The sequence below is a fragment of the Paenibacillus sp. XY044 genome, from assembly GCF_002257645.1.
GTDB lineage: Bacteria > Bacillota > Bacilli > Paenibacillales > Paenibacillaceae > Paenibacillus_AQ.
The window spans coordinates 104,840-131,449 of the sequence record NZ_NQMO01000011.1; the positions used below are offsets into that span (position 1 = coordinate 104,840).

23 protein-coding genes and 1 riboswitch are annotated in these 26,610 nt (G+C 54.3%); of the genes, 6 read left to right on the plus strand and 17 right to left on the minus strand.

Annotated elements, in window-relative coordinates:
• Window positions 1-5: 5 nt before the first annotated feature.
• Window positions 6-166, minus strand: a riboswitch (FMN riboswitch).
• Between the two features lie 245 nt (window positions 167-411).
• The 4 genes from CJP46_RS31165 to CJP46_RS31180 form a co-directional block, all read right to left on the minus strand.
• Window positions 412-1,518, minus strand: a complete 1,107-nt coding sequence (locus CJP46_RS31165) for an S-layer homology domain-containing protein (RefSeq protein ID WP_094599524.1) — start codon at window positions 1,516-1,518, stop codon at window positions 412-414.
• Between the two features lie 156 nt (window positions 1,519-1,674).
• A complete protein-coding gene (locus tag CJP46_RS31170; protein ID WP_373558061.1) occupies window positions 1,675-5,298 on the minus strand; it encodes a DUF6359 domain-containing protein in 3,624 nt (1,207 codons plus the stop codon).
• Window positions 5,299-5,598: 300 nt separating this feature from the next.
• The gene (locus tag CJP46_RS31175) at window positions 5,599-6,147 is read right to left on the minus strand and encodes an AAA family ATPase (protein ID WP_094599526.1); all 549 of its coding nucleotides are present in this window, start codon (window positions 6,145-6,147) and stop codon (window positions 5,599-5,601) included.
• 60 nt (window positions 6,148-6,207) lie between these two features.
• Window positions 6,208-8,247, minus strand: a complete 2,040-nt coding sequence (locus tag CJP46_RS31180; RefSeq protein ID WP_094599527.1) for a bifunctional 2',3'-cyclic-nucleotide 2'-phosphodiesterase/3'-nucleotidase — start codon at window positions 8,245-8,247, stop codon at window positions 6,208-6,210.
• 306 nt (window positions 8,248-8,553) lie between these two features.
• Between CJP46_RS31180 and CJP46_RS31185 the strand changes: the two genes are divergently transcribed.
• The 5 genes from CJP46_RS31185 (at window position 8,554) to CJP46_RS31205 (ending at window position 12,458) form a co-directional block, all read left to right on the plus strand.
• Window positions 8,554-9,525: a phosphate/phosphite/phosphonate ABC transporter substrate-binding protein gene (locus tag CJP46_RS31185; protein WP_094599528.1), complete on the plus strand. Its 972-nt coding sequence runs from the start codon at window positions 8,554-8,556 to the stop codon at window positions 9,523-9,525.
• 99 nt (window positions 9,526-9,624) lie between these two features.
• The gene (phnC, locus tag CJP46_RS31190; RefSeq protein ID WP_094599529.1) at window positions 9,625-10,395 is read left to right on the plus strand and encodes a phosphonate ABC transporter ATP-binding protein; all 771 of its coding nucleotides are present in this window, start codon (window positions 9,625-9,627) and stop codon (window positions 10,393-10,395) included.
• Window positions 10,392-11,207 (plus strand): phosphonate ABC transporter, permease protein PhnE, encoded by an 816-nt coding sequence (gene phnE, locus CJP46_RS31195; protein ID WP_094599530.1) that lies wholly within the window; start codon window positions 10,392-10,394, stop codon window positions 11,205-11,207. The genes phnC and phnE (CJP46_RS31195) overlap by 4 nt, the downstream gene beginning before the upstream one ends.
• Window positions 11,204-12,031, plus strand: a complete 828-nt coding sequence (phnE, locus tag CJP46_RS31200) for a phosphonate ABC transporter, permease protein PhnE (RefSeq protein WP_094599531.1) — start codon at window positions 11,204-11,206, stop codon at window positions 12,029-12,031. Before phnE (CJP46_RS31195) ends, phnE (CJP46_RS31200) begins: the two co-directional genes overlap by 4 nt.
• Before the next feature lie 157 nt (window positions 12,032-12,188).
• Window positions 12,189-12,458 (plus strand): hypothetical protein, encoded by a 270-nt coding sequence (locus CJP46_RS31205; protein WP_094599532.1) that lies wholly within the window; start codon window positions 12,189-12,191, stop codon window positions 12,456-12,458.
• A gap of 147 nt (window positions 12,459-12,605) precedes the next feature.
• Here the strand turns inward: CJP46_RS31205 and CJP46_RS31210 are convergent, their stop codons facing one another.
• From CJP46_RS31210 to CJP46_RS31240, 7 genes are all read right to left on the minus strand, one after another.
• Window positions 12,606-13,145 carry a DUF2812 domain-containing protein gene (locus tag CJP46_RS31210; RefSeq protein WP_094599533.1) on the minus strand — a complete coding sequence of 180 codons (540 nt, stop codon included), beginning with the start codon at window positions 13,143-13,145 and terminating at the stop codon, window positions 12,606-12,608.
• Window positions 13,142-13,459, minus strand: a complete 318-nt coding sequence (locus CJP46_RS31215) for a PadR family transcriptional regulator (protein WP_094599534.1) — start codon at window positions 13,457-13,459, stop codon at window positions 13,142-13,144. Before CJP46_RS31215 ends, CJP46_RS31210 begins: the two co-directional genes overlap by 4 nt.
• Window positions 13,460-13,701: 242 nt before the next feature.
• Window positions 13,702-14,508, minus strand: a complete 807-nt coding sequence (gene speD, locus CJP46_RS31220; RefSeq protein WP_094599535.1) for an adenosylmethionine decarboxylase — start codon at window positions 14,506-14,508, stop codon at window positions 13,702-13,704.
• A gap of 624 nt (window positions 14,509-15,132) precedes the next feature.
• Complete coding sequence (locus CJP46_RS31225; protein WP_094599536.1) at window positions 15,133-15,900, minus strand: ABC transporter permease; 768 nt, start codon at window positions 15,898-15,900, stop codon at window positions 15,133-15,135.
• The gene (locus tag CJP46_RS31230; protein ID WP_094599537.1) at window positions 15,901-16,662 is read right to left on the minus strand and encodes an ABC transporter ATP-binding protein; all 762 of its coding nucleotides are present in this window, start codon (window positions 16,660-16,662) and stop codon (window positions 15,901-15,903) included. It lies immediately after the preceding gene.
• A 16-nt stretch (window positions 16,663-16,678) separates the two neighbouring features.
• On the minus strand, window positions 16,679-17,542 hold the full coding sequence (locus tag CJP46_RS31235; RefSeq protein WP_094599538.1) for a pentapeptide repeat-containing protein: 864 nt from the start codon (window positions 17,540-17,542) through the stop codon (window positions 16,679-16,681).
• 14 nt (window positions 17,543-17,556) lie between these two features.
• The gene (locus CJP46_RS31240; protein ID WP_094599539.1) at window positions 17,557-17,886 is read right to left on the minus strand and encodes a PadR family transcriptional regulator; all 330 of its coding nucleotides are present in this window, start codon (window positions 17,884-17,886) and stop codon (window positions 17,557-17,559) included.
• Between the two features lie 459 nt (window positions 17,887-18,345).
• Between CJP46_RS31240 and CJP46_RS31245 the strand changes: the two genes are divergently transcribed.
• Entirely contained in the window at window positions 18,346-20,079 is a 1,734-nt protein-coding gene (locus CJP46_RS31245) for a PQQ-dependent sugar dehydrogenase (protein WP_094599540.1), read from the plus strand.
• A gap of 9 nt (window positions 20,080-20,088) precedes the next feature.
• Here CJP46_RS31245 and CJP46_RS31250 read toward each other — a convergent pair whose 3' ends face one another.
• From CJP46_RS31250 to CJP46_RS31270, 6 genes are all read right to left on the minus strand, one after another.
• Window positions 20,089-20,478, minus strand: coding sequence for a YmaF family protein (locus tag CJP46_RS31250; protein WP_094599541.1), 390 nt, complete (start codon window positions 20,476-20,478; stop codon window positions 20,089-20,091).
• Between the two features lie 238 nt (window positions 20,479-20,716).
• Window positions 20,717-21,988, minus strand: coding sequence for a GTPase HflX (gene hflX / locus CJP46_RS31255; protein ID WP_094599542.1), 1,272 nt, complete (start codon window positions 21,986-21,988; stop codon window positions 20,717-20,719).
• A 503-nt stretch (window positions 21,989-22,491) separates the two neighbouring features.
• On the minus strand, window positions 22,492-24,090 hold the full coding sequence (locus tag CJP46_RS31260) for a sensor domain-containing diguanylate cyclase (RefSeq protein ID WP_256992613.1): 1,599 nt from the start codon (window positions 24,088-24,090) through the stop codon (window positions 22,492-22,494).
• A gap of 189 nt (window positions 24,091-24,279) precedes the next feature.
• A complete protein-coding gene (locus CJP46_RS31265; RefSeq protein ID WP_094599543.1) occupies window positions 24,280-25,071 on the minus strand; it encodes a TatD family hydrolase in 792 nt (263 codons plus the stop codon).
• 96 nt (window positions 25,072-25,167) lie between these two features.
• A complete protein-coding gene (locus CJP46_RS36735) occupies window positions 25,168-25,338 on the minus strand; it encodes a hypothetical protein (RefSeq protein WP_179281404.1) in 171 nt (56 codons plus the stop codon).
• Window positions 25,335-26,351 (minus strand): TIR domain-containing protein, encoded by a 1,017-nt coding sequence (locus CJP46_RS31270; protein ID WP_179281405.1) that lies wholly within the window; start codon window positions 26,349-26,351, stop codon window positions 25,335-25,337. Before CJP46_RS31270 ends, CJP46_RS36735 begins: the two co-directional genes overlap by 4 nt.
• Window positions 26,352-26,610 lie beyond the last annotated feature (259 nt).

Consider the following 26,610-nt stretch of genomic DNA (forward strand, 5'->3'; position numbering starts at 1 on the left):
TACGTAATGATCTTCTCCCATCCGGACTTTACCGTCGGCCCTGGATTCGCACCAGGTCAGTCCCAGCCTTACTGCTAAAGCTGAGAGTCGCGGGCTTGACGCCGACTTCGCCAGAAGAAGGACGCTCACCGCCGGTCAGGAATTTCACCTTACCCCGAAGATCCATATTCATTTATTTTTATTTTTTCATGCAACTTACATTGTTTTCATTATTATAACATAAGTGTATCCAAAAGTGTTTCAGTTTTTTAATAGCTTTTTATTTCCACTGATAAAAAATTTGGATATGGGGCTGGAGAAATGGCTTTTCCGGTGTTTCGGCAGCATCATGAACGGTTCAGCGTACTAACCCGCAGCTGACGCATCACAACGGATGGTTTTTGATAAAGCGGATTAGCGGCATTCTGATCGCTACCGCTGTTCAAGCACGGACTGTATGACGACTACTGCTTCAGCCCGCGTAGCGTGCGCGTTCGGGGCGAACAGGCTGCCCGCTCTTCCATGCATGATTCCTTTCTCCACCGCTGAAGCGATATACGGCTTGGCCCAGGCTGGAATTTGACCGCTGTCGGCAAAATTCAAGCTACCCGCGCCGCCCGTTGTATCGGTTCCGGTCGCCCTTACGGACATCGCCGCCATTTCGGATCGGGTAATGAGCCGGCTTGGCCCAAACGTTCCGTCGGCGTAGCCGTTCATGATACCGCGCGAAACCGCATCCTGAACAGAGGACAGCGCCCAAGCCGGAATTTTCTTCGCGTCGGAAAAAGCCATTACCTGCGAGCCGGTCGTCTGACCTGTTGAAATCGCACGCATCATCATGCTGGCGAATTCCGCCCGGGTCACTTCCTTGCCCGGCTGAAACGTGCCGTCGGGGTAACCGCTGACCCAGCCCTGCTGAATCGCGTTCAGAATCGACTGCTCCGCCCAGTGGCCGCTAATATCCCGGATAGTGCCTTGCGTTCCTTCCGCCTTGCCCGGCAAGACGGTGATTTCCGGTTTGACGGACATCTCGGATGAATGGAGAGCGGAGTCCACCAATTTGGCGCTCTTCACGGCCACCCGGGACGAAGCCGCCTGCAGCGCCGTAAATTCAATGGCGGCGAGCTGGAGCTTGCCGCTGTCTCCGGCTGTCTTCCCTACTTTGGTATGGGCCAGGCGGATTTCGTTGTTTTTGACAATCGGATCGACCGAAAAACCGGATGATCCTGATGAAGCGGTGCGAAAAGACAGTTTCGCGGGGTCGAAGCTGAGCGTCAGCTCATACGCGTATAAGTCCTTCAGCTGCTCGCCGGTCACCGTGACCGTCACCTTAGAGCCATTGGAGGTTACCGCCAGTGACAATGTAGGGGACTGCGCAGCGGCGGCGGTCACTGCAGCGGCCGTGGCGGCGACAACTGGCGAGCTGCCGGCACCTGCTGTTCCTGACCCCGCAGCGTTCACCGGGTTTCCTGATCCCATGAGTCCGATACAAATGGCTGCAACCCATACGGTATAGCAGGTAAATTGTTTTCGAAGCATACGTCCAGCCCTCTTTCCATGAATTGAAAATCGCAGGAGCAAACTGCACCGCTCCTGCGATTGTATCCTTTTCAAAACAATCGATTTCTAATGTTGCGTTGCTTGTAAAAAAATCTTTTGGATGGTTTAGCTTACAGGCCATCCCTTCCTACCTCTTTATTTCGCATACCAGTTTCCGATGATCATCTGCGCCACCGCAGCCAGCGAACGGATCGAAATTTCGCCTTCGCTGAACAGATCCGCCGGAGCAACGCGGCTCCAGTTCGGGTCCGTCGACTGGACGCCATAATACTTGGCGAGGATGGACAAATCCTGCACCGTAATCTGCACCGCTCCAGGTACCAGCGTAACCAGCTTCTTCTGGAAAGTGGCTACGGCGCTGCTGAGTGCCGCCGCAGCGGAATCCACCTGGGATTGCGTCGCGGAAGAGCTGTCTTTGACCGCTTTCGCCGCCTGGATGGCCGATTGCAGCTCGGACTTGGCCGCAGCCGGATATTGGCCGACCTTATCGCCTGCGACAGCCCGGTCATAGACGCTCTGCGCGGAAGCAATCGCCGAAGAGAGGGCCGACTTGTCCACCGGAACCGTAGGAACCGTGATGACAGCGTTCTTGAACGTGCTTACCGCCGATTTCAGCGCGGTCAGCGCATCGTCGATCGCCTTCTGCGTCGCAGCGGCGTCATTCGCCACGCGCTTCGCGTCGCTGATTGCCGACAGCAGGGCAGTCTTCGCCGATGCCGGGTACTGTCCCGGCTCTGTGCCCGTGATCGCCTGGTCTGCCAGCTGCTGCGCTTCGCCGATGGCGGCAAGCAGCGCAGCCCGGTCCGCAGCGGTGATTTGGATCTGCAGCGCAGCAGAATCCGTGTTCACCGGGCTCGAAGCGCCGTCCGCCGAAATGTCAAAGGCGGAAAACGAAACGGCTGTGCTTCCGGATACGCCGGATTTCAGCGTTCCGCGGAGCTTCAGCAGCTCCCCGTCTTCCGATACGGCGTTGTCCTGGCCGGTGCTGGCCATGATGATGCGGATCTCGCCTTCTTCCGGCTTCACCCCGGTGGCCAGCACGCCAAAGCCGGTGCGCGAAGAGCTCACCGCGCCTTCAGCCAGTGCCAGCGTGCCGTCTGAATTCGCCGTGGTCCCAAATTCCAGCTTGGCCGGATCGTATTTAACGATCAGGTCCAGCGCCGTAAAGGGGAACGACGGCTTGGAAATGCCTACGCCCAAATCAACCTGCGATCCCGCGGAAGCAGCGGCCGGGCCGGTCAGCACGGCGGAGTTCGGCGTCTGCGTCCCTGCTGCCTCGACCGTGATGCTAACCTGAAGCGCATCGCTTCCGCCCTTTCCGTCCTGAACCTGGAAGGAAGCCGTATAGCTGCCTTCCGCTGCCGGTGTCCATGTGAACTTGCCGGAAGCCGCATCAAATGCCGCTCCCTCTGGCAAAGACACCGCCTCATAACTTAGCGCGTCTTCGTCCTCATCCGTGGCATACACCGAGAATGTCACCTGCTGCCCGGCCTTCACGGTTTGAGCGGGCACCGCGGCAAACGCCGGAGCATGGTTGTCCCCGGCTGCAGCAGCCGGACGGATATCGCTTTCTTTCAGAAGCTTCAGCTGATAAGCGCCTTTAAAGATCGATGAGATTCCGGTAATATCCACGGCCGTTCCTGCCGGATAGGCCAGCTTCAGCGCATCCGCGCCGATGCCCGTCCGGCTGTCCACGCGGACACGGCCCGTCGTGCCGTCGCTAACTAGATCGAATTCCAGGGCCCCCGAGACGGTGGCATAGTTTTGCACCGCCGCGTTTTTGATCGTGATCAGCTGCCCTTGGTTGCTGTCATTAGCCGCGGTCGCAACCTTTGGAGTTGCAGCCGGAATGTTGGCCTGGTCGTCCAGCTTGGCCATCTGGACCTCATTGGTCAGCTCCACCTCGGTGTTATAGATCAATTTTTGAGCGGTTAGCTTGACCTTATCCCCAACGTGGTAGCCTGTCGCCTTGCTGGGATATACATAGACACCGCCGGTGCCGTCCTGCAGGTAAAATCCAGAGCCGCCAAAAACTCCCGGCTCCGATGTGACGACGCCCTGCACGGTAACGTAATCGTTGTCCGCCGCTTTGCGCGCTTCCGCGATGCTCGTCAGATCGGGAATGGTGATGACGGGCGGCGCTCCACCGGCTCCGTAAGAGCCGGCTTTGTACGTCGTAGGATCATACCATTTGTACCCTGCAACCGGCGTCGTCCACGGCTCGGTTCCTGGAATCTCGGCCGATGTGGCCGGTTCTTCCAGATTGCCGAGCAGCGGCGTCGGTGCGTCAAGCGTAATGCCCTGATTTTCGAACGTTGTGTAATCTTCATGAACTGCCAGCCATTTTACTGTCTGGACGAGGAAAACGGCGTCCTGCCCCTCTCCTTTGAAGCCGTCGTAAGTCGTTTTCTTGCCGCCGTTGTCCTCGCGGACGTATCCCGGCGTGGGGTCCTCAACCGGCGAGGAATCGCCGATGAACGCGGCTTTTCCTTTTTCCAGTTTGGAAATGGCCGCGAACGGCCCTTCGGCGATCCCGCCGTTTTTATAGACGCCTCCCTTAGGGAAGTTCGCCTTGTCGCTGTTTTCCACGGCATTGCCCCAACCCGGCACATTTTCCGGGAGATACACGACGCCCTTGACACGGGTCGGATCCAGAATCAACATCGTAGAACCGCTGTGCATCTCCACATCGTTGACGCCTGCGGTAATGCCAAAGGACTGATCGTATTTCACCGCATCGGTTTTGGTGACATCACCGACCGAATTGTAGCGGAAACGCACGCCGAAATTCTGGCCGAGCCAGTCCGTGCTGGTCACGTCCTGCATTGCGCCCGATGCTGCTTCGGCGGTGGACATGCCCTTGGTCGGATTACCGAACGCTCCGCGACGGTAGCCGTTCATCACTTCCGAGGAATCCCAGCGGTTCAGGTTCCGGTCAGAGTTGTAATGGTCGGAGATAAAGAAAATGCTGCCGCCTTCTTTAACATACGACAGCATGGCGGCCTGCTCGGACGCCTTAAACGGAATGTTGGCTTCTCCGATAATAAAGACGTCGTATTGCTTCAGCTTGCTCAGCGTAACAGCCGGCGCGTCAAAGACGTGCGAGTCCATCGGCAGTGTTCTTTGCAGCGCATCCACCTGAAAACCCGCTTCCTTCAGCCCGTCGGCAAAGTCCGAAAACGCGCCGTCAATGACCCAGTCCGAAGCTCCGGCCGTCTGTCCGTGCGTTTCGTCGAACAGCACTTTTTTTCCCGAACCGTCCGGCAGCGTCGTCGGAACGCCGATATTTTCGCTGCCCGGATCCGCCGGGTTCGGCGTGCCTCCTCCCGGATTTTCTCCGGACTCTCCGTCCAGAGACATCGCTGTCGGGCTCTTGATTCCGGCCATGCCGCTGTAGGCGCTCAATGCGCCGGTGACGGTCAGTTTTTTTCCCACATTGGCGGGGTTCGACTTCAAACCGTACTGGGAGCGAAAGGAAGCCGAAATCTGCACGTCGATCATCTTGCTCTGCGTCTGCTCCCCGGGTGCATCGGCAATCAATACGTTAAAATCGTCCTGAAAGCCCGAATAGATCGGTTTGGAATTGTACACTTCACCGACGATATAGCCTTCAACGGTTGCGGTCTCTCCGCTGTTGTTTTTAGCGAGGGCCTCGGCCACCGTGAGCGGAACCGCAGCCGCAGCCTGTGCGGGCATGTATCCCAAAGCGGCGGACAGAATCAGCATCCATGCCAGAAATAGGCCTGCGAGCTTTTTCATGCGGACGAAATACGGGTTGTCCATCTTACTTTACTCCTCCTTTAAATTCCGGCAATTATGATTGCGGCTTCCTCAGGTTAACATCCCTTTATTATGGCTTATTGCGGAGTATGTAAAATATGGGATGACTGTGCAAAAACACCTCGGATGCCAGGTAAATCCTTCCTTACCTTGGATTTTATATGAGGCACCGGAAGGGCCGGCAGTGCCGCAGTCCTCATTTTGGCGCAAAAAAAAGAGAGACCTTTAGGCTTATGCCTAGGCCTCCCCCTCAACCGTTTTGTCATGTCCTGCCGGAATTTAACGAATCTTGGCTTCCTCCAGACTGGACATGATTTGGTCCGCCGTCTCCCCGGGCGTCAAGCTGGAAGAGTCCAGCCACAAACCGATCCGGGGCGTTTCATCATGCAGCACTCGGTTTAAAGCATCTACCGTCCAGGCGCCGTAGCCCTTTTTAGACCGCTGTGCTTCCCGCTGCTCTACCGCTTCGGGACTGGGACACAGCACCACCAAATATACCGGGCGGCTCTGCAGGAAGGACAAAAAATCTTCCAGCACGGCACCGACGATGACGTCCTGCACCACGACCGTAAACCCGGCCGCGGCGTATGTATCCGCCGCCTGCGCGGCAAGCCGGTAGCGAAGCAGCAGCTGGCCGAGCTCCTCTTCGGAAGCGTCCGGCTCGACCTCTTTTCGATCGTTCACAATCATTCTCCGGAACAGGTCACCCCGAAGATGCACGGACTTGTCAAGCCGCTCGGCGAGCAGCTGCGCTACCGTCGATTTGCCGCTGGCCATAACGCCGGTCACCACAATGACGGCAGGCCGCCGAACAGAATCGGTTGCCATATACGATCTCCTCCTTGCATGCCGTTTTCCCTATCATTATATATTCGGCATGCCTGGTAGTCAGTGGAATGATCCCTTTAAACCGATTTTTCCCGGATTTCGGGTCGCCGCGTTGCGTTCCGGCGACTGCGGCCCCAGGTCCAGACAGAAGATGCCGAAGCCCTGATCGTTCATCCGCCCGGTAAAACGGATGTGTGGAAAATCTCCGGCATACTTTACCGCGTCAGGCGAAGTCGTAAAAGTTACGTTCAACGGTCCTTCCATAGGTACGAAGCGCCAGCCCGGCTCCACCTCAGCCGGGATTTCGCCGCACGCCGTAATATAGTCAATCAGCGCCTGGCGGCTTTCCGCCTCGGAATCGATAACCAGCTCCGCCTCCCGGATGCCGGGAAAATTGCCGCCGCCGAAGATCCGGTAGTTGCTCGAAATGACGATGAACTCCTGATCCGGGTCCAGGGGAGCCCCCTGATAACGCAGATGAACGATCCGGCTCGTATGCGGGTCGTTCAGGTTCCCATCCAGCTTATACTTGGCCGGCTGCGTCACGTCGACCTCGTACGTAATGCCGCTGATCACATCAAAATTGAACACGGAAAACTGCGGATTGAGCAGCGGCTGCTCCTCTGAAGACAGCGGATCGATGCGGTTGTACGCTCCCGCGGTCATTTCCAGCCACTCCTTGACGAGCCGTCCGGAAATCCGCACCCCTTTGATCGTATTGTCATACAGATACAGCTCGGTCGCGCTTTTGATCGCAATCGGCCCGGCCGGAATATCCGCGTATTCCTTGGGACCGTTTCGTCCCGCTTTAAACGGCGAACCCACGGACAAAACCGGAAGATGCGACAGCTCCGGCATAGAAGCCGCAATGATCCGCCGGGCATACCACGTCTGGGCATGATTGACGAGCTGAACGGAGGCGTCATCCTGCACGAGGGAAAAATAGCTGTGCAGCGGGGCGTGAATGGTGCCGATCGGTTCATTGGCATAGGCAACGGTCGCCTCATGGTCCTGCCGGAGGAGATCGGCGATCCCCGCGTCCCGATGCCGTGCATCACCGTCAACGTCCGCCTCCTTTTCCAAACGGCGAACCGCGGAAGTTCCCTGAACCACCTGCCATCTGCCCTGCACAAATTGAAGCGACAGATCGATCACGCCCAGATGTCCCCCGCCGAAACCGGCCTGTACGGCCGGAATGCCGTGAATGGTGCCCTTGTCCAGGTTGATGTCCGGCAGAAGTTCACCCGTCTCGTCCTTGAAGGAAGTATCCAGCAGATGCAGGTCCACCGGAAACACATGATGTGTATGGGAAAAGGTCAGCGCGTCAATGCCAGGCACCAGGCTGAGCGGAAGCACGGCATTCTCCTCGTTGCCGTCCGTCAGCGTCACCTTGCCGTCAAAGCCCGTATGGGCCAGCGCAACGATCAGATCCGCGCCTTCCTCCTTCATTTTGGGGACCCACTCCAGCGCAGACAGCAGGATGTCCTTCACCTTCACCCTGCCTTCAAGGTTGGCCTGGTCCCAGTCCATGATTTGCGGCGGCACAAAGCCGATGAGCCCAATACGGATATCATGGGCCTGCCCGCCATCGTCTAAGCATCTTCTATCCAAAATGACATACGGCTTATATCTGTTCCGGCGGCATTCCTCCGGCTCTAGGCCTAGGCCGTCATCGAAATATACATTGGCGTTAACGTAAGGAAAATCCGCTCCGGCAATGACATCGTCCAGTATGTCGAGACCATAGTTAAATTCATGGTTGCCCAAGGCTGCCGCGTCATATCCCATCGCATTCATGACCCTGATCGCGGGATGGACGTATTGCCCTTGTCCATGCTCTATAGAAGCATATTTTTTAGCGGCATACGTTCCGAGCGGCGTCCCCTGAATCAAGTCCCCGTTATCCACGAGCAGCGTGTTCGGAACCTCATGCCTCGCGCTTGCAATCAAGGCGGCCGTACGGACCAGCCCGATCGAGGCATCCGGCTGATCCCGGTAATAATCGTAATCCATCAGGCATGCATGCACATCCGTCGTCGACATAATTCGCAGTCTGACCGTTCTATCTTTAACCGGGGAAATCCCGTTCACTGAATTCATAGATGGCTTCTCTCCTCCCGACCGGCTCGAACAAGCCGGTACTTCCTGTTTTCCAGTATAACGGACAAACATTAATTCCAGGTAAACGACCTTTCGGACCTGATTCTTCATATTGGAAGTAGACCTTTCGCCTTAGGATCACGCCGGGTCATCCGTTCCGAAGTACTAAATTTTTACATTCGTTTACAAAAGACACCCTTTCCGTTAACCCTTGTCCCCAGGAACGTGTGATAAGCTCTTTCCTGTCAGACGGGCTACTCCCCGGTTCTGGCCAAATAGATGAATCAAGTGGAGAGGGGATCATCCATGTTTAAAAAAGTACTTACGATCAGCATGACCTTGGCCTTGGCGGCCGGTTTAGCGGCATGCGGATCCAAAACCAGCGGAAGCGACTCGGGCAGCACCACCGCCTCATTGAGCTCCACGGAAGCGGCAGCCACAGCCTATGTTCCTAAAGAGCTGAACGTGCAGTTCGTTCCGTCCCAGAATGCAGACACCCTGGAAGCCAAAACGAAGCCGCTGGAGAAGCTCCTTGGCGACCGGCTTGGTATTCCGGTTCACGTCACGGTTTCTCCGGACTATAACACGATCGTGGAAGCGATGGCTTCCAAGCAGGTGGACGTCGGCTTCCTGCCGCCAAACGCATACGTGCTGGCGCATGACAAAAAGAAAGCAGCCGACCTGCTCCTTCAGGCGCAGCGCTACGGCATTAAAGACGACACCGGCGAAGACACCACGGAAAAGGTCGATTTTTACAAAGCGATGATCGTCGTGAAAAAGGATTCTCCGATCCAAAGCCTTCAGGATTTGAAGGGCAAAAAGATCGGATGGCAGGACGTCACTTCTTCCGCCGGCTATGTATTCCCTGCGGCTGAGCTGAAGAAGGAAGGCATCGATCCGGACAAAGACGTTCAAGGCGTAACGATCAAAGGGCATGACGCCGCCATTATGGCGCTCCTGAACGGTCAGGTTGATGCCGTCGCTGTATTCCAGGACGCGCGCAACACGGTGAAAAAGGACGTTCCGGACGTCTTCGAAAAGACCCGTGTCCTTCACTATACGGCCAAAATCCCGAACGATACCGTCAGCGTCCGCAACGACATGGACCAAAGCTGGAGAGACAAGATCAGCCAGGCGTTCATCGACATTACGAACGATGCTGAAGGCGCACAAATCATCAAGGACATTTACACGCATGTCGGCTATGCCAAAGGCGATGACAAAAACTTCGATCCGGTTCGCGAATACGCCGAGGCCGTCGGGCAAGAAATCAAGTAATTGAATGGAATTACAATGAACCGGGCAGCACCGTCCATGGCTTCATGGCGGTGTTGTTTTCCCGTTTTATCCGAAAACACGACAGAAAGTTGGAATCTCATGATTGAATTCGATCACGTCTCCAAAGTGTACCCCAACGGAACGGTCGGGCTTCGCGACATTAATCTGACCATCAAGGAAGGAGAGCTTGTCGTCATCGTCGGCCTTTCCGGTGCGGGCAAGTCCACGTTTTTGCGCAGCATTAACCGGCTGAACGAAATTTCCTCCGGGGAAATCCGCGTCGGCGGGCAATCCGTCACCCGTGCGGCCGGACGGCAGCTTCGACTGATCCGCCGCGACATCGGCATGGTGTTCCAAAACTTCAACCTGATCAAGCGCCAAAGCGTTCTCAGCAACGTGCTGTCCGGACGGGTCGGCTACCATTCGACGCTGCGGACGATGCTGGGCTGGTTCCCCAAGCCTGATGTCGCCATCGCGCTCGACGCCCTGAACCGCGTCAACATCCGTGAAAAGGCCTACGTCCGAGCCGACCAGCTGTCCGGAGGTCAGCAGCAGCGTGTCTCGATCGCCCGCGCGCTCGCACAGGAGGCCCAGGTCATTCTGGCGGACGAGCCCGTCGCCTCACTGGACCCGCTCACCACCCGCCAGGTCATGGACGATCTGAAGCGGATCAATCGCGAGATGAACATTACGACCGTGATTAACCTGCATTTTATTGACCTGGCGCGGGAGTATGCGACCCGGATCATCGGCCTGCGCGCCGGCGAGGTCGTCTTCGACGGCACCCCGGAGGAGGCGACGGACGAGGCGCTGGCTGAAATTTACGGGCGGCAGCTTCTCAAGGACGAGCTGCTGGGAGGCGTGTCATGAAGACGTCGCCTCAGGCAGAGGCGCTGCAGCCTGCCTCGCTTCCCGGAATGGCGCCGCCGCCGAAATACAAGCGATACGCGGGGTGGATCGTCCTGATCGCCATCCTGATCGCCTGCTCGATCCACACCGAGGTCACCCCCTACCAGCTCATTACCGGCTTGCCACAGATGGGCAGCCTCCTGGCGGAAATGTTCCCGCCGGATTGGAGCTACCTGCCCACCATATGGGGCCCGATGATGGAAACCGTGCAGATCGCCGTGCTCGGCACCTCGCTCGGCGGGCTGCTGGCGATTCCGGTGGCGCTGCTGTCCGCGTCCAACCTGCGCGTCAGCCGCTTCGTCTCGCTGCCGGTACGAATGGTGCTGAACCTTGTCCGCACCATTCCGGACCTGCTGTTCGCGGCAATTTTCGTCGCCGTGTTCGGCATCGGCCCGTTTGCGGGGATGCTGGCGCTCGTCTTCTTCTCCTTCGGCATTATCGCAAAACTGACGTTTGAGGCGATCGAAGCGATCGACCCCGGGCCGCTGGAGGCGATGTCTGCCGTGGGCGGAAACCGGATGCAGATCATCCGGTATGCCGTCATTCCGCAGGCACTGCCTTATTTTATGTCGTACCTGCTGTATACGTTTGAGGTGAACGTGCGTGCGGCCGCCGTGCTCGGGCTCGTTGGGGCAGGCGGCATCGGCCTGCTGCTCGACCGCTCCCTCGGCTTGTTCCGGTACGACCGCGCCTGCATCATCATTTTGCTGACACTCGTCATCGTACTGATCATCGACTACGGCAGTGCGCTGATTCGGAGGAGATTATTATGAATCATAAGTCATCTTTGCCACCGTCCGGATCACCGGGCACGCCGGGATCGGCGCTGGGCTCCCGTATCCGATTCGGTGTGATCACGCTGGTGGTGATTGCCGTCTACTGGTGGTCCATTCGGGGGATGCACTTTGAAGGGATTCAAGGGACGGCTGGTACCGTCTCCAAATCCATCCTGACAGGTTTCCTGCACCCGGACTGGTCCTTTGTTTACATTCCGGACGGGGAGGATCTGCTGCGGGGGCTGCTCGATACGCTCGTCATCTCCGTCCTCGGCACCGTCGTCGCAGCCGTCGTCTGCATTCCTTTCGCTTTCTGGGCTTCCAGCAATATGAGCCGCGGACTCGCGCTATCCGGCAGCGGCAAGCTTGTTCTGAGCGTCATCCGGGTGTTCCCGGAGATCATCGTGGCGATTCTGTTCATTAAAGCCGTCGGTCCCGGCTCCTTTGCCGGCGTCCTGGCCCTGGGCATCCACTCCGTCGGCATGCTGGGCAAGCTCTATTCGGAGACGATCGAGAGCATCGACCGCGGACCGCAGGAAGCCCTGATCGCGTCCGGGGCAAACCGGCTGCAGGTGCTCCGGTATGCGGTGCTGCCGCAGGTGATCCCGCAGTTCCTCTCCTACTCCCTGTACCGGTTCGAAATCAACATCCGCTCCGCCACGACCCTCGGTCTGGTCGGCGCCGGGGGCATCGGCACCCCGCTGATTTTCGCGCTGCAGGTGCGCAACTGGAACCGGGTAGGTATCATCCTGCTGGGTATTATCGTCTTGGTCATCCTGACCGATCTCGTGTCGGGATGGGTACGGAGAAAAATCATCTAATGGAATTACAGCTCTATCTAAAAAGAGACTGGATCCACGTGGCTCTCCCACAGATCCAGTCTTTTTCCTCTTTTCCTGCCGAGATGCTTTTCCAATCCTCATATGTTACAATAATGGAAATTAAATGTAATTTTATCCAAAAAAGGAGCTGACCACCATGGACACCAATCGATCCCGTTCCACCAGTCCGCAAGGAAAGCCCGCAGTTCACGAGTCACAGCCCGCAAGCGAAACCGCTGCGACCCTCGATCACGAGGGTTATACCGGCGAGCAGCTCAGGAGCATACAAAACATCGAAGGCGGGGGCCCACCTAAACGGGCTAATATGGACCAGCTCCCCGCCCCGATCCGGTACTTCGGCTACTTTTTCATGTCCGCCATCGCCCTGTTTGTGGTGATCTCCATCTTAATCAGCATCTTCAAATAACTGCCGCCAGCCCAGCCGGCGTTCTGATCACATCGCAGCGCAAGCCGCTGCTCAGAGAAATTTCAGCGCGTACCATCGGACAATCTTCGCTGTTTCAAGCGCGCAGATCGGGCATAGCCGCCGGCTTTTCTGGACGACCCTTTTCCGCTAATCCCCTTTGGCCCGGGATACGCTCCGCATCACCATTCCTAAATAAACCGTGAATCCATAAGCGAGCAGCATCCCAACCGCATACTGAATTTTTTGTTCCGCAGTCAAACCGCCAAAAAACAGAACCAGGCATAACGTCAATACAACAGCAGCCATCAAAAACAGATAGAAGGAAAACGAAATAGCCCGGATCACCCGGCGGCCGCGCTGCTGCAAACTTTCGGTGTCGGTAAAAGATTCGGGCCGGTCCACGTCGTAAGCCTTGCGCCAAATGTACACGCTCGCCATCTTGCCGACCAACTCCCAGCCAAACTGCTCGTACGTCGCCTTGTAATCCCTTTTCGGCGCAGCCTGCAGATCGTAAACGTACCGGTACTGTTTCGGCTCTCCCCGCCGGAAGGTCATGTGCAGCGAACTCCACTGACGGATTCGATCCACATGCCATCCGCGCCCGGACATCTGCTCTAGCCAGCGTTCCAACTCCGCGGGTACTACATGCCGATAGGCGGGGAACCAGACACTCTTCGTCTCCTTCATCGCAATCCCTCCGAATTGTTGTACAGCTCGGCAATCCGCTCCGCTTCGATTCTAAGAATCTCCATGCCCAGCTCGCCGATTTGGTAAATTTTCTTCCGGTCTTCTTCTTTGACGGCTTCGATCAGACGATCTCCGTCCAGCTTGCCCAGACTCTGATAGATCGTTCCCGCACCCAGCGTAATCCGGCCGTTCGTCATTTCCTTCACATGCTGCATAATGCCGTAGCCATGGTTCGGTGACTGCAGTGACAACAAAATATAAAACATCGTTTCGCTCATTGGAATATACCGCTTTTTTGCTTTTTCCAAGTCCATCTTTCATCCCCTGCCCTGCATCGCGCTCCATACATCACGTTGTGATACATCACATTGCTATCCATTATATATCACGTCGTGATATAGTGTGTCAACCACTAGGCTACTACCGCAAGCAAATGAAAAGCGCCGCACTCATATGTGTGAGCACAGCGCCTCATTGTCAACGTAGTTCGGTTTTCCTCATGACTCCACCGGTTTATCGAGTTTAAATTTATCACTGCCGCAACAGCCCAGCTGCCTCAAACCAGGTTTTTGCCGTAATAAATCTCGTCCATTTCCAGCGTAATCCGCTCTGTGATTTCTTCCTGCTCGCCTTCACTCAGCGAATCCTTTGTATAGCCGAACAAGTAGTTATCCAGGTCGAATTCCCGCAGCTTGCATTTGGTGTGAAAAATATGCTCCTGGTACACGTTGACATCGATCATGTCGTACATATTCTTGACCTCATCCGGGATGTAATTCTGGATCGAATTGATATCGTGGTCGATGAACAGCTTATGGCCGCTAATATCCCGCGTAAATCCACGAACCCGGTAGTCGATAGTCATAATATCCGTGTCAAAGGAATGAATGAGATAGTTCAGTGCCTTCAGTGGGGAAATCTCGCCGCAGGTCGATACGTCGATGTCGGCCCGGAAGGTACTGATCCCCTCGTCCGGGTGAAACTCCGGATACGTGTGAACGGTAATATGGCTTTTATCGAGCGCCATGACGACCGAATCCGGCAGCGGCCCGGGCGATTCGGAATAGGATTCCTGAGGAACCTCCACCACCGGCCCTTCGGAGACGAGAATCGTTACGCTCGCCCCTTGCGGTACGTAATCCTGTTTGGCTATATTAAGCACGTGAGCCCCGATAATATCCGATACCGTCTTCAGAATCGTCGTCAGACGCTCCGCATTATACTGCTCGTCAATGTATTCCAGGTAAGCCTCGCGCTCTTCTTTTGTCCGTGTAAAGCAGATATCATACATATTAAAGCTGAGCGATTTTGTTAAGTTGTTAAACCCGTGCAGCTTAACATGTTGCTCCGGTATTTCCTTCATTGCACATTCACCCCGCTGTCTTCATGTCCACTGCCTAATATTCCCTGATCATGGTGCATTATCCGTTGGAACGGCAGCTTTTGATTATTACACTTTTTACCCCAATTGGACCATCGGCAAACAAAGCCTAGGGGTGAAGGACCATTCAGACGGATGTAAAGCAGCGGGGTGGAATTAGCAGTGATTCATGGGATCGAAATCAATAAAGGAGCGCTCCTTTAGAGAGTCTCCTTTATTGAATCCGCTGAGGGAGTTTCTTTTGATACAAGTGCATCAGAAAACTCCAAGGCCAGCTTCGCAGCATCGCCTTAAGAACTGCCTGCTTGGGTTGTTGGGGACTCGAGTATTATATTTACCTTAGATAAAATGCTGTGTTTCGTCTCATTGGAAGGTTTGCTGGATTCATGATGGATGGGTGATGAAGACGTCTGAGGAGCGGAAAAACCTGCGGCGGAAAATCGAAGAAGCCGTATGATGCCGCCGTGTACCCGCCTTGCGCCGTTTATTGTACCTGCCGTGCACCGTTTACTCGAGGCGGTCCAGGATGGATCGCTTCCTGCTAGCGTGGGGTTACGTGCCAAATCTATTCGAGTTCCGGATTGCTGCTTTTCTTGTTTTACTATATTACACCCGCTTCTTATACACCCGCATTGCGAAAAAATACGCTACGAGCAAAATCCCCACACACCACGCAAGAGCGACCCATATATCATTGCCCACCGGCTGACCTGACAGCAGCGCACGGATGGCTTCCACGATCGCGGTCACCGGCTGGTTTTCCGCAAAGGCGCGAACAACCCGCGGCATCGACTCGGTCGGTACAAACGCCGAACTGATAAACGGAAGGAAGATAATCGGGTAGGAAAAGGCGCTTGCTCCATCCACGGATTTGGCGGACAGTCCGGCAATCGCCGCGACCCAAGTCAAGGCTAGCGTAAACAGTGCCAGTATACCGGCTACGGCGAGCCATGAAAGGATCCCGGAGGACGAGCGAAAGCCCATAAGGAGTGCGACGAAAATGATTACGACAACAGAAATGGCGTTGGATACCAATGAGGTCAGCACATGCCCCCACAGTAAGGTGGAACGTGAAATCGGCATGGAGTGAAACCGCTCGAATATGCCCCGCTGCACATCGATAAACAGCCGGTAAGCGGTATACGAAATTCCGCTTGCAATCGCAATCAGCAAAATGCCGGGCAACAGGTAATTCACATAGTTATCCGTTCCGGTTTGAATGGCACCTCCGAACACATAGACAAACAGCAGCATAAACGCAATCGGCATGATGGTAACCGTGATGATGGTGTCCATGCTGCGGAAAATATGACGCATGGAACGTCCGAGCATAACGCCCATATCGCTAAAAAAGTGTTTCTTTATTGCTTCCATTTACTTTTCCTCCTTTTTGCCGACGATGGCGAGGAATATCTCCTCTAATGTCGGTTGTTTTTCAACATACTCTACCTTAGCAGGCGGGAGCAGCTTTTTTAGTTCCTCGAGCGTGCCGCCCGCAATAATCCTGCCCTCATGCAAAATGGCGATTCGATCGGCAAGCTGCTCAGCCTCCTCCAAATACTGTGTAGTCAGAAATACGGTCGTGCCGCTGTCAGCAAGCTCCTTGACGATTTTCCAAACCTCGATGCGGGACTCGGGGTCAAGCCCGGTCGTCGGCTCGTCGAGGAAAATGATCTGCGGATTTCCTACAAGGCTCAAGGCGATGTCGAGCCTGCGGCGCATACCGCCCGAATAAGTAGACGCCTTGCGGTTGGCGGCGTCTGTTAGGCCGAAGCGTTGGAGCATGTTATCCGCCACCTGACGCGGGTTTTTGAGGTATCGCAGTTTGGCAATCATCACCAGATTTTCCCGTCCGGTTAATATTTCGTCCACGGCGGCGAATTGCCCGGTCAGGCTGATTGACTGCCGCACATGATCGGGTTTGGACACCACATCGAACCCGTTGATGGCCGCACTACCGCTGTCTGGTTTGAGCAGCGTGGAGAGGATTCTGACAACCGTGGTCTTGCCCGCTCCATTGGAGCCGAGCAGGGCGAAAATACTCCCCTGTTCCACCTCCAAATCAACACCCTTTAGGACTTGATGCTGCTTGTAGGATTTTTGCAGCCCTTTGACTTGAATCGACTTGTTTGGCATATTCCTTTTCCCCCTTTTAGATAACCGTAACTTTTGATAAATTTGCCTCTATGCCTTTGAGCGCGGCATAAGTCAACTTATCCATCGTCGCACCGTCAAAGCAAACGGTTTTGATGGCACGGTAATACTTCTTGGATAACACAGACCCTTGGAAGGACACATTCTTGAGCGTCGCGCCCTTGAACGAAACTTCTTTCAATCCGGCTTTGTCGAATTTGACGCCGATGAAGGTTTGGCCGTCAAAACGCAGCCCTGTCAGATCGGAAGATGTGAAGTCCACCCCGTCGAAAACACAGTTTTCAAAGACGGTTTTACTGAGAGCGGTCATCGTCAGGCTGACGTCGGTCAGCTTTACGCCGGTGAATTTTGCTCCGGCCAGCCACGACTTGCTGAAGCTGGTTCGCACAAGGATCGATTTATTGAAGCTTGCATTCGCCAGGTCTAGGGTGGACAGGTTGCAGTCGGTCAGGTTTGACCCGTCGAAACGGGCATCCTTCACGTCGCTGCTCTTAAATGAGCTGCCGGTCAAGTCCGCGTTCGTGAAGTCGGAGCCTCGCAGCATGCTGGATGTGAATTTTCCCTTGTGAGCGGTAACGCCCGCAAAGTCGCTTTCTGCCAAGTTGCTCGCGCTGAGGTTTGTCAGTACCTGCCGCTCCAGCGAACGGGATAGGTTAGCCACCTCCAGTACGGTTTGCTCAATGTCACCGATGCTGTCAATGGTCATTTCAAAAGCCGTTTCATCGTCCTTGCCCTCGGCTTTCAGTTCACGGAACCGTTCCTGTAAATCGGATTGTAAATCCGCCTTTAATTCGCTGACGCTCTTCACCCCGTCGTATGGTGCAAAAACCCCGTTCAGATAGTTCGTCAATTTCTCATTCATACGATCAACTCTCCTTATAATAAGTTTTCAAGCACGCGCTTTGCGTACTCCCAATTGCTTTTGTTGCGCTCATAAGTGTCCTTGCCCTTCTCGGTCATTCGAAAATACTTGCGCCGTCCGCCCTGCGATTCATCGCCCCAATACCACTCGATATCACCGTCCCCTTCAAGTCGCCGAACGCTGGAGTACATCGTGGCTTCCTTTAATTCATACTCACCGCCCGAACGCTCGGCAATCAGCTTAACAATTTCATAGCCGTAGCGGTCCGCTTCGGATAAGAGTCGTAAAATCATCGTGTCGGTATGGCCTCGCAGCAGGTCGGATGTGATTTTGTTGTCGCTCATACAATCACCTCCATATCTGCATGATAAGACACATTACTTTGTCTGTCAAGGTAATTTGTTAATAAAAATACTTTTGTTAAAAAAGTACAAGATTATGCATAACAAAACAGCGGCAGTCTAAGACTTTTTTAGTCCTAGTCCGCCGCCGTTTCTTTTCAGCGTTAGCCTTGAATGATGCTTACCGCAAAATGGGCTGCCACCCTATGGTTTTTTCATTGGCGCTGCCGCCCGACAAATATTTTCCGGGAAATGATATGTAAGTCGAAATATATCTGCCTTTTTCGACCTTGATGAGCTGGTGGAAAGTGAAAACAAATAGCCTGCACGCCCATTGTTTCATGAAGCAATCGCCATTCTATCGAAAACCGAAACGGAATATACATTACAAGCCATAGTCTGGAAATCAAGAGACATCCTTGAACACCACTTTCCTTTTAGAGGATCGAGGAGGAGTGTATAATGAACGAATATGTTCCGCAGGGAATGGTTCAAAAGCAGTATCACTGGGAATGGGTCAATTATTTTCTGTACCGGCATCTTCAAGAGAATAATCCATTTCCCAAGCTGCAGGCAGCGCTGGCCGGTCTGCTGAATAAGCAGGAAAAGCAATTGGATTCATTGAGGAAACTCGCTGCCTCGCTTGGGATATCCAGTCCTTCCGCAACGGTGAATATAAGGTACAGTCCGGTTCTGGAATGTATTAAAGAACTCCATGACCGGGAGTATGAATTATTGCAGGAGTACATCAGCTACCACGATTACTTTTTGCCGGTTTCTTCGAATCAATTGGGGCTCGAAGACTTGATGAAGTCTCAACTGGCGCAAGTCAATACGTTGACAGAATTAAAGTCGACCTTTGTACAACTTTTCAAACCCCAACATGAAACTCAAAAGCCTGATTACATATTGGAAAAGGGGTTCAAGTTAACGCGGATCGCCACGGGACTCACGTTCCCGACCGTTATGACATTTGATCCGCAGGGAGCCGTCTATGTTGCCGAAGCAGGGTTTGCCTACGGGACTGAACCAGGAAAAGGCCGTGTACTTCGCCTGGAATCGGATGGCTCCTTTACCGAAATCGCTTCGGGGATCGGAGGTCCTGTGACAGGCATTGCCTGGCATAATGGGGATTTGTATGTGGCTGCAGGAAATTTAGGGGAAAAGCCTACGGATGGATGCGGGGAAATTATTCGAGTATCGCCGGATGGCAAAAGGCAAACGATTGTCAGCGGGCTCAGAACTTGCGGGGACCATTTTACCGGAGATATTCTGTTCGGTCCTGATGGAAAACTGTACTTTTCCGTAGGTACCGCAACGAATTCGGCTGTTGTAGGACTGGACAATATGCTGATACTGAAGTATCACCCGCAATTTCACGATGTGCCGGCCAGAGACTTGGAATTGATCGGCACCAATTTCATATCCCGGGATCCGCTATCTACTCCACCGGATGCAGCAGTAACGGGAGCATACCATGCCTTTGGAGTTCCGAGTAAAGAGGGTGATATCGTCCAAGGCCGATTGTTGGCTAACGGGGTCATCTACCGCTGTAATCCTGACGGAAGCCACCTACAAATCGTCGCAGACGGCTTCCGGAATACGTTCGGTTTAAGATTTTCCCCAATGAACGGGAAACTGATCGTAACGGACCATGGTGCGGATCCGCGGGGAAGCCGGCAAGTCAGGCTGGATTGGGATAAGATTTGGGAGGTCACACCTGGGGGGTGGTACGGATTTCCGGAGTTGTTTAGCGGGTTGCCCGTAACCCTCCCCCACTTTCATGCTGCGGAACAAGCGAAGCCTACCTTTCTGATCCGCAACCATCCTTCGCTTGCCGCTCAACCGCTGGCTCGTCTCAAGCCGCATAGCGCTTCCATGAAATTTGATATTTGCACAAACGCCGAATTCGGTGGTCCCGGGGAGCTTTTTGTCGCTCAGTTTGGAGAATCCGGCTTTGAAAAAACCGAAGAACTTCCTGGATTCAAAGTGGTTAAGGTAAACCTGGATACCGGACAAATTTCGAACTTTTTGACCAATCCACATGGCGAATCCACGAAACAAGGGCCGATTCGGCCCATTGATGTCAAATTTAATGCCGCAGGAAACGAACTTTACCTTGTCGATTTTGGCCTGATGGGTAAGCATCACCCCACTCCTGGAACCGGTAGCCTGTGGAAGATCGTCAGAGCATAGCAGCTCGACTCACTCTTCCTCGTTCCCTGTTCTGCCTCCATACCGATGGGAATGCGGGATTCTGCCGTTAACGGTTGTGTAACCCGCGAAATCGTGGTAATGCCCGCCTCCCTGCAAAGGAATGGCTGGTCCGGTCGTCCCTTGAATGTAATGAATATGCTGATCATTAAAGGATGTTTCCACATGATAACGGTGGACATGGGGAACGCCGCTGGGGGCGGGTTCCGTTGTTCCGGCGTAGTGATGATAGTGCCCCACATCAAACGAAGTATCACCTGAAAACGGATGAACATGAACCCTGACCGGCCTTCCATCCCACGATGTAATAAGCAGGGTGTGAGCATGTTCGGAACCGGAACCCTCGTTATGAAACAGCAAACCTGTGATTGGGATTTCCAATAGGCTAACCTCCTATTTCTCAAGTCGTATGTTTGATAAAGCAAACACGGTTTCATCGTACGCAGAAATCATATGGCGTTAGCCTGTTCCAATATGCAGAAATATGTAATTTTGCAATAAATCTTACAAACGGTTGAAATACGCTGCCAAAGACGGCCATATATCCGAACGGTTTGCAGCCAAAAAACCTGCCGGTCACGACATCATCTCGTCGGGATTCGGCAGGTTTTTCGACAGATTATTCTATTACGTATTCGCGATATTTCTCGAAGTCCTGAAGCCGGCATTCCAATGCCAGCCGCGTGCCTTCGTTTTCATATTCGGTCGAGTGGATGCTGGCATGCTCGTTCAGATACGAAACGACCTGGCCCCGGTCATACGGGATCAGCATTTCGCAGGTCACGTAATCCTTGAACACCGAGCCTCGGATCAGATCCACCAGCTCGGTCATTCCGATCCTTGGTTTGGCCGCCAGATAGATGCTTTTTTCCTTGACCTCCGGAATGTCCACACCCGCCAGATCGCATTTGTTGTAGGCGAAAATCGTAGGAATGTCCGTTACGCCGATGTCCTTCAGCGTGTTCTCCGTAATTTGGATCAGCTGCTCGTACTTCGGATTCGAGTAATCCACGACATGGATGAGCAGATCTGCCTCGGACACTTCCTCCAGCGTCGATCGGAACGCTTTGACGAGATGATGGGGCAGCTTGCTGACAAATCCGACCGTGTCGGTAAGCAGAAAGGTTTTATGATCCTCCAGTTGAATGCTCCGCACGGACGTTTCCAGCGTGGCGAACAGCATATCCTTCTCGAATACCGCCTTCTCGCCAGTCGCCCCGCCCGGGGTATAGGCTTCCAGCATGGCATTCATAATCGTCGATTTGCCCGCATTGGTATAACCGACCAGCGACACGACCGGAAGCTCGTTTTTCTTCCGCTGTTTCCGCTGCGTTTGCCGTTGAAACACCAGCGATTCCAGTTCCTTGTTCAAGACGCTGATCTTCTCCTCGATCCGGCGGCGGTCCAGCTCCAGCCGGGTTTCGCCCGAACCGCGGTTGTGCATGCCGACGCCGCCGCCCTGCCGTCCCAAGGACTCACGCAGGCCCACGAGCCGCGGCAGCATATACTGCAATTGGGCTACCTCCACCTGAAGCTGGGCTTCCCGCGTTTTTGCCCTTTGTTCGAAAATGTCCAGAATCAGTATGGTCCGGTCGATGACCTTACACTCCAAATCCGCTTCCAGGTTGCGGAGCTGCGATGGCGAGAGCTCGTCGTTGAAAATGATCAGATTCGCCTCGAGTCCCCGGTATAAGCCGCCCAGTTCCTCGACTTTTCCGGTACCGATGTAATGGGATTTGTTGACGCGCTCCATGTTTTGCGTAAGCTGCCCGACGACCTCCACCTCACAGGCTTCGGCCAAATTGCTGAGCTCCTCCATAGAGTATTCGAAATCGGACTGGCCGTTCAGGTTCACGCCGACCAGTATCGCTTTTTGTTGGATGGGTTCCATATATTTTACCTCCGGGTTAGCTTGAATGGTTTGATGAAACGAAAAAACCGCAGGCTGTACCCTGTGGTTTAAAGCGAACGGCTATGCCAGCGCTGGAAAGAAGAACCCCTTACTTGACGACAATTGCCCGTCAAGCTGAAGGCTTCCTAAGCATTCTCCAATCAGGCTGGTTTTATGTTGTTGCATGAGGAAAGCCCTACGGCTGCCTGAAGACAGCAAAAAGAGGGCGGATCGCCCTCCCTCTCATATACCCGGCATGCTCAAAAAAGCGCATGCTCGGCACGTATATATCGGGTTCCAAAAGATATGCAGACCAATCCCGTTCGCTCCGCACAGGGGCAGAGCCTTTGAGCACTATTCAGTTAGCGGCACAAAGTGATAAAACGGAATTTGTTATTGATCATATCTTGCGAACCCTCCGATCATTATAGGTATCCTCATGTTAACACAGCTTCGCGGCAGACACAATTCCCAATTACCAAAAAGATGAAATGATGTTGCGCTTACCTTCCCGTCTGTGCCTGTGCAACTTCGGCTTCCCCCGACAGCGTGACGCGGTTGCGCCCGCCGGTCTTGGACCGGTACAGCGACTCGTCCGCTTTCAGGATCAAATCGCGCGGCGAACGGCCATGCTCGGGATACGCCGCTACGCCGGCCGAGATCGTCACCGTCACCCCGATCGGGTTCGCGGAGCTCTCCATCTCTTTTCTGAGCCGCTCGGCCACCACGCCGGCTTCCCTCGGACCGCTGCGCTGCACCAGAATGCCGAATTCCTCGCCGCCATAGCGGAAACACAGATCCCCTTCCAGGGATACGTTCCGCATGAGCTGGGCCAGGTGCTTCAGCACCTGATCACCGAGCACATGCCCATAAGTATCGTTGACACGCTTGAAATGGTCGATGTCAATGAGAATGACGGCAAAGGGCACATGGTACTCCGTCCACTGCCGCAGCACGGTATCCAGCGTCCTCCGGTTGGCCAGCCCGGTCAGCTCATCAACGCTCGCTTCGTTCCGAAGCTGGGTCAAATCCTGATTCATGTGCTGGAACGCAATTTTGACGCTTTGCGACAGCAGCCTGACCTCATAATAAGCAGATTTGATGTCGGGCACGTTCTGCGGGCGTCCCGGCCCGAGCGTAGCCTGGTCCGAAAATTGTGCCAACGTATTGAGCGGCCTGGCAATCCGGCTGGCCACCCACCATCCCAAGAGGAGGATGAGCAGCAGAAACGGCAGGGAAACCAGAAGCACCCTTGTAATCAAATCATGGAGCGGCTTGGCAATGACCGACGTCGGCGTCTGGGAAATAATCCCCCAGGAGCTGCTCGGTTCATAGGCGTAGCCCGCGAAGAATTCGCCCCCTTCGGAGTTCGTCACCCGCTGCGAACCGTTTTTTTTCATTAAGACGTTCTTAACCACGGGGTTGCTGATGACCGATTCGCCGATCCGCTGCTTATTTGGATGAAAAATGATTTCCCCGTTCTTCTCTACCACATAGACGTATGACCCGTTGCCGAAAAAGTGCTCCTTCAGCATCGTGCTGAGCACGTTCTTATCCTCGAGATAAATCGTTCCGCCGACAAACCCCTTATATTCGCCGGATGCATCAACGATCGGTGCCGATATGAGGATGATGAACCTTCCTGTCGTCGCCCGGTAGGGGTTCGAAATAAAAGGCGCTTTCAAATAGACCGCCATTTTGCTCTGGGCCGAGGTCAGCTGATCCCCGACTTCAATGCCGATCGTATGCGGACTGAGCGCCCGAACGACGCGGTTGGCGTCCGCGACGACAATGGAGTTGAAATACTGCGTATTTTCCTGAAACAGATCGTCGAAGAGCTGGGCGTCCATCTCCTGGCTTCGCCCGGATATTTTGGCAATCGCATTGATATTTTGCTGCATCGTTACGAGAAGCTCGTTCGTATTGGAAGCCAGCTTTCTGGCATACTGCTCGTTATTCTGAAGATAATTGCTGATTAAGGAGGCACGGTTGACTTGAACGGCTGAAGTGATGCTGGTCAACATCGTAAGCAGGATCGCAATAACCACAAGCAGGCTGATCGTGAACCGGAGCGTAAAACCTTTTTGGATCAAATATTTCAACGTTATATCCACCTTGAGTCTAAAAATAGAAAAAGATGTCACATCGTGACGCTTTACATTATACATGAACGCCGGAGGTCCATCTATAGCGTGATTGCGCCATCTTCACCAAAAAGGACAGCCTCGTCCGGCTGCCCGTGGCGGCTGTCCTGGTATGGTCAGGGTTAGGGCGGCGTGAAGCCGCATCTCTCAAATCCCGAAAAAGCTCTTGGTTGTCCGCACCGTTGCCGCGGCCAGCGCCGCAGGCTCTTCCCCTCTGCAGCCCGCAATGACCTCGAGGATGTGCGCCAGGAAAGCGGGCTCGTTCCGTCCGCCCTTCGGCTTCGGCCGCAGATCACGCGGCGTCAGATACGGCGCATCGGTCTCGATCATCAGGCGGTCCAGCGGAATGTCCGAAACGAGCTCCCGCAGATGCCCGCCCCGCCGCTCGTCGCAAATCCAGCCGGTAATGCCGATATGCAGCCCCATCTCGAGGTAAGCGTGAAGCTCTTCCGCGCTGCCCGTAAAACAATGCACCACCGCGCGCGAGATCAATGCCGGGTGGTCTCTCAGCATCGCGGCAAAATCGGCATGTGCGTCCCGTTCATGCAGAAACAGAGGCATGTCCAGCTCCTCCGCCAGACGCAGCTGCTCCTCAAACCAGCGGCGCTGCACGTCGCGCGGGGAAAAATCCCGGTTGTAGTCCAGCCCGCACTCGCCGATCGCCACCACCTCGGGCAGCCCGGCCAGCCGCCGCAGCCGCTCCGCCGTATCCGGTCCGCAGTCCTTGGCGTCGTGGGGATGAACACCCGCTGTCGAAAACAGCCTGCCGGAATGTAACTTTGCATATTGCGCTGCCTCTTCGCTGCTTGCCACACAGGTTCCGGTAATGATCATCTGTTCCACGCCCGCCTCCCCGGACCGGGCCAGAACCTCTTCCCGGTCGCGGTCGAACGATGAGTTCATCAAATTAACGCCGATATCGATGATGGGTAATGTCATAGCTGCCAAGTTCCTTCCCTTCTTTTCTCACTGAATTTCGCTGCCGCATTTCTGCAACAAAAAAACCGCATCCTTGCGGAGTGCGGTCTAACGTCATTATTTGTACACGGGTTTGCCGTATTCCGCCTTCTTCTCGAAGAGAACAGTATACGTCTCGTCTGGGCCGTCAACAGACGGGGCTACCACTTTTTTCAGCCCGCTGAGAGGCAGGATCGCCGGACTCCTGAGGCCATATTTACGGGATGTGGGTCTGTGTCGTTGACTCATGACGATTCCCCTCCTAATAAATCATGAATTGAATCCAGTAACGCTTTATTGAGATAACATATCTCTTCAAAAATCTGCTCCGTGACCTGAACAGAACCCCTCAGGTGGGTCGTGAACACGTATCTTCTCGCTAAAGGATAACACAAGATATATTCCTTCACAACCGATTTGCGATTTCGTTGACTAAATGTCACATTTCCGCTGGCGTGAACGTCCACCACATGAATCGGCTCTTCTCCCGGTCTCAGGTTGACATTGGCATCCAAGGAATATTCATAGCCGATTTCCCCGACCCCGTCGCTGCCGACCTGCTTTATTGTACGGTCCCCGGCTTTGAAAAGTGCTGTGCCGCTGACCGTATATGGCGCGGAAATAAACGATAACCGCAGCGCCCGGCAGATCCGGTTGTAAATATCCGTGTCGAGTGCAGGCTTATGATTCAGTTCCTCAAAAAAGCCGATAATCTTCAGCAGCCTGTCCCTCTCCTCCTCGGATTCGCGAAGCAGCTCGAACGGATCGGTCTGTTTGCTGCCCCAATGCTCGATCATGCTGCCGATTTTGCTGCACGATACGCCCACGGCCGCATTCCAGTTGCGCGGGTTCATCTGATAGGTGAGCGTGGTCATGCCGAACAAATCCGAAGGGGTCTTAAAGCCTTCAATCCGTTCCTCTTCCTCATCCTCCTGCTCAGGAATATGCGAAGGAACGAGAAAAAATACCCGTTCTCTCCCCAGTTTACTCCAGAATAACCCCATCTCAAACACCGTATTATCTCTGGCTGTATAATATAACTTACCCCGTACGAGCGTGACGTCATCAGGGTGGAATACAAAAACCGCAAAATCGCTACCCTGGATCTGGGCCTCCAAGTCCTCCATCGTATAACGGTTGGCGTGAAATACTCCTCTATGCCAAGGAGTCACGACCGCATAGTGCTCCAGTTCCTCCTGGACCGCATTCACGATCGGAATAGCTTCCCTGGATGAGCCGATGAAAACGAAAGGTTTGTCCATAACTCCCTCCAGAACATCCATAATCTACCTATTATCAGTATATCATAGCATGGTAGATTCAATGACTGTTACTTTTCGCGCTTACGAAAATCCGCCCTTGGTTTCAAAGTTTGCTATGTATGCCTGACAGAACTTGTCTGTTTAAAATGGTTACAAAAAGTAAAGAACTGCGGACAGCCCCGCTGCACCGCAGCCTTTTGTACAAGTCGGCGGCAGGGATAGGCGGACGGAATCACCGGCATCCGGTGCATGAGGTCCG

Bases quoted from the DNA above. Each gene is read 5' to 3' on its own strand.
- CJP46_RS31165 (WP_094599524.1), bottom strand. From the start codon at position 1,518: ATGCTTCGAAAACAATTTACCTGCTATACCGTATGGGTTGCAGCCATT.
- CJP46_RS31170 (WP_373558061.1), bottom strand. From the start codon at position 5,298: ATGAAAAAGCTCGCAGGCCTATTTCTGGCATGGATGCTGATTCTGTCC.
- CJP46_RS31175 (WP_094599526.1), bottom strand. From the start codon at position 6,147: ATGGCAACCGATTCTGTTCGGCGGCCTGCCGTCATTGTGGTGACCGGC.
- CJP46_RS31180 (WP_094599527.1), bottom strand. From the start codon at position 8,247: ATGAATTCAGTGAACGGGATTTCCCCGGTTAAAGATAGAACGGTCAGA.
- CJP46_RS31185 (WP_094599528.1), top strand. From the start codon at position 8,554: ATGTTTAAAAAAGTACTTACGATCAGCATGACCTTGGCCTTGGCGGCC.
- phnC (WP_094599529.1), top strand. From the start codon at position 9,625: ATGATTGAATTCGATCACGTCTCCAAAGTGTACCCCAACGGAACGGTC.
- phnE (WP_094599530.1), top strand. From the start codon at position 10,392: ATGAAGACGTCGCCTCAGGCAGAGGCGCTGCAGCCTGCCTCGCTTCCC.
- phnE (WP_094599531.1), top strand. From the start codon at position 11,204: ATGAATCATAAGTCATCTTTGCCACCGTCCGGATCACCGGGCACGCCG.
- CJP46_RS31205 (WP_094599532.1), top strand. From the start codon at position 12,189: ATGGACACCAATCGATCCCGTTCCACCAGTCCGCAAGGAAAGCCCGCA.
- CJP46_RS31210 (WP_094599533.1), bottom strand. From the start codon at position 13,145: ATGAAGGAGACGAAGAGTGTCTGGTTCCCCGCCTATCGGCATGTAGTA.
- CJP46_RS31215 (WP_094599534.1), bottom strand. From the start codon at position 13,459: ATGGACTTGGAAAAAGCAAAAAAGCGGTATATTCCAATGAGCGAAACG.
- speD (WP_094599535.1), bottom strand. From the start codon at position 14,508: ATGAAGGAAATACCGGAGCAACATGTTAAGCTGCACGGGTTTAACAAC.
- CJP46_RS31225 (WP_094599536.1), bottom strand. From the start codon at position 15,900: ATGGAAGCAATAAAGAAACACTTTTTTAGCGATATGGGCGTTATGCTC.
- CJP46_RS31230 (WP_094599537.1), bottom strand. From the start codon at position 16,662: ATGCCAAACAAGTCGATTCAAGTCAAAGGGCTGCAAAAATCCTACAAG.
- CJP46_RS31235 (WP_094599538.1), bottom strand. From the start codon at position 17,542: ATGAATGAGAAATTGACGAACTATCTGAACGGGGTTTTTGCACCATAC.
- CJP46_RS31240 (WP_094599539.1), bottom strand. From the start codon at position 17,886: ATGAGCGACAACAAAATCACATCCGACCTGCTGCGAGGCCATACCGAC.
- CJP46_RS31245 (WP_094599540.1), top strand. From the start codon at position 18,346: ATGAACGAATATGTTCCGCAGGGAATGGTTCAAAAGCAGTATCACTGG.
- hflX (WP_094599542.1), bottom strand. From the start codon at position 21,988: ATGGAACCCATCCAACAAAAAGCGATACTGGTCGGCGTGAACCTGAAC.
- CJP46_RS31265 (WP_094599543.1), bottom strand. From the start codon at position 25,071: ATGACATTACCCATCATCGATATCGGCGTTAATTTGATGAACTCATCG.
- CJP46_RS36735 (WP_179281404.1), bottom strand. From the start codon at position 25,338: ATGAGTCAACGACACAGACCCACATCCCGTAAATATGGCCTCAGGAGT.
- CJP46_RS31270 (WP_179281405.1), bottom strand. From the start codon at position 26,351: ATGGACAAACCTTTCGTTTTCATCGGCTCATCCAGGGAAGCTATTCCG.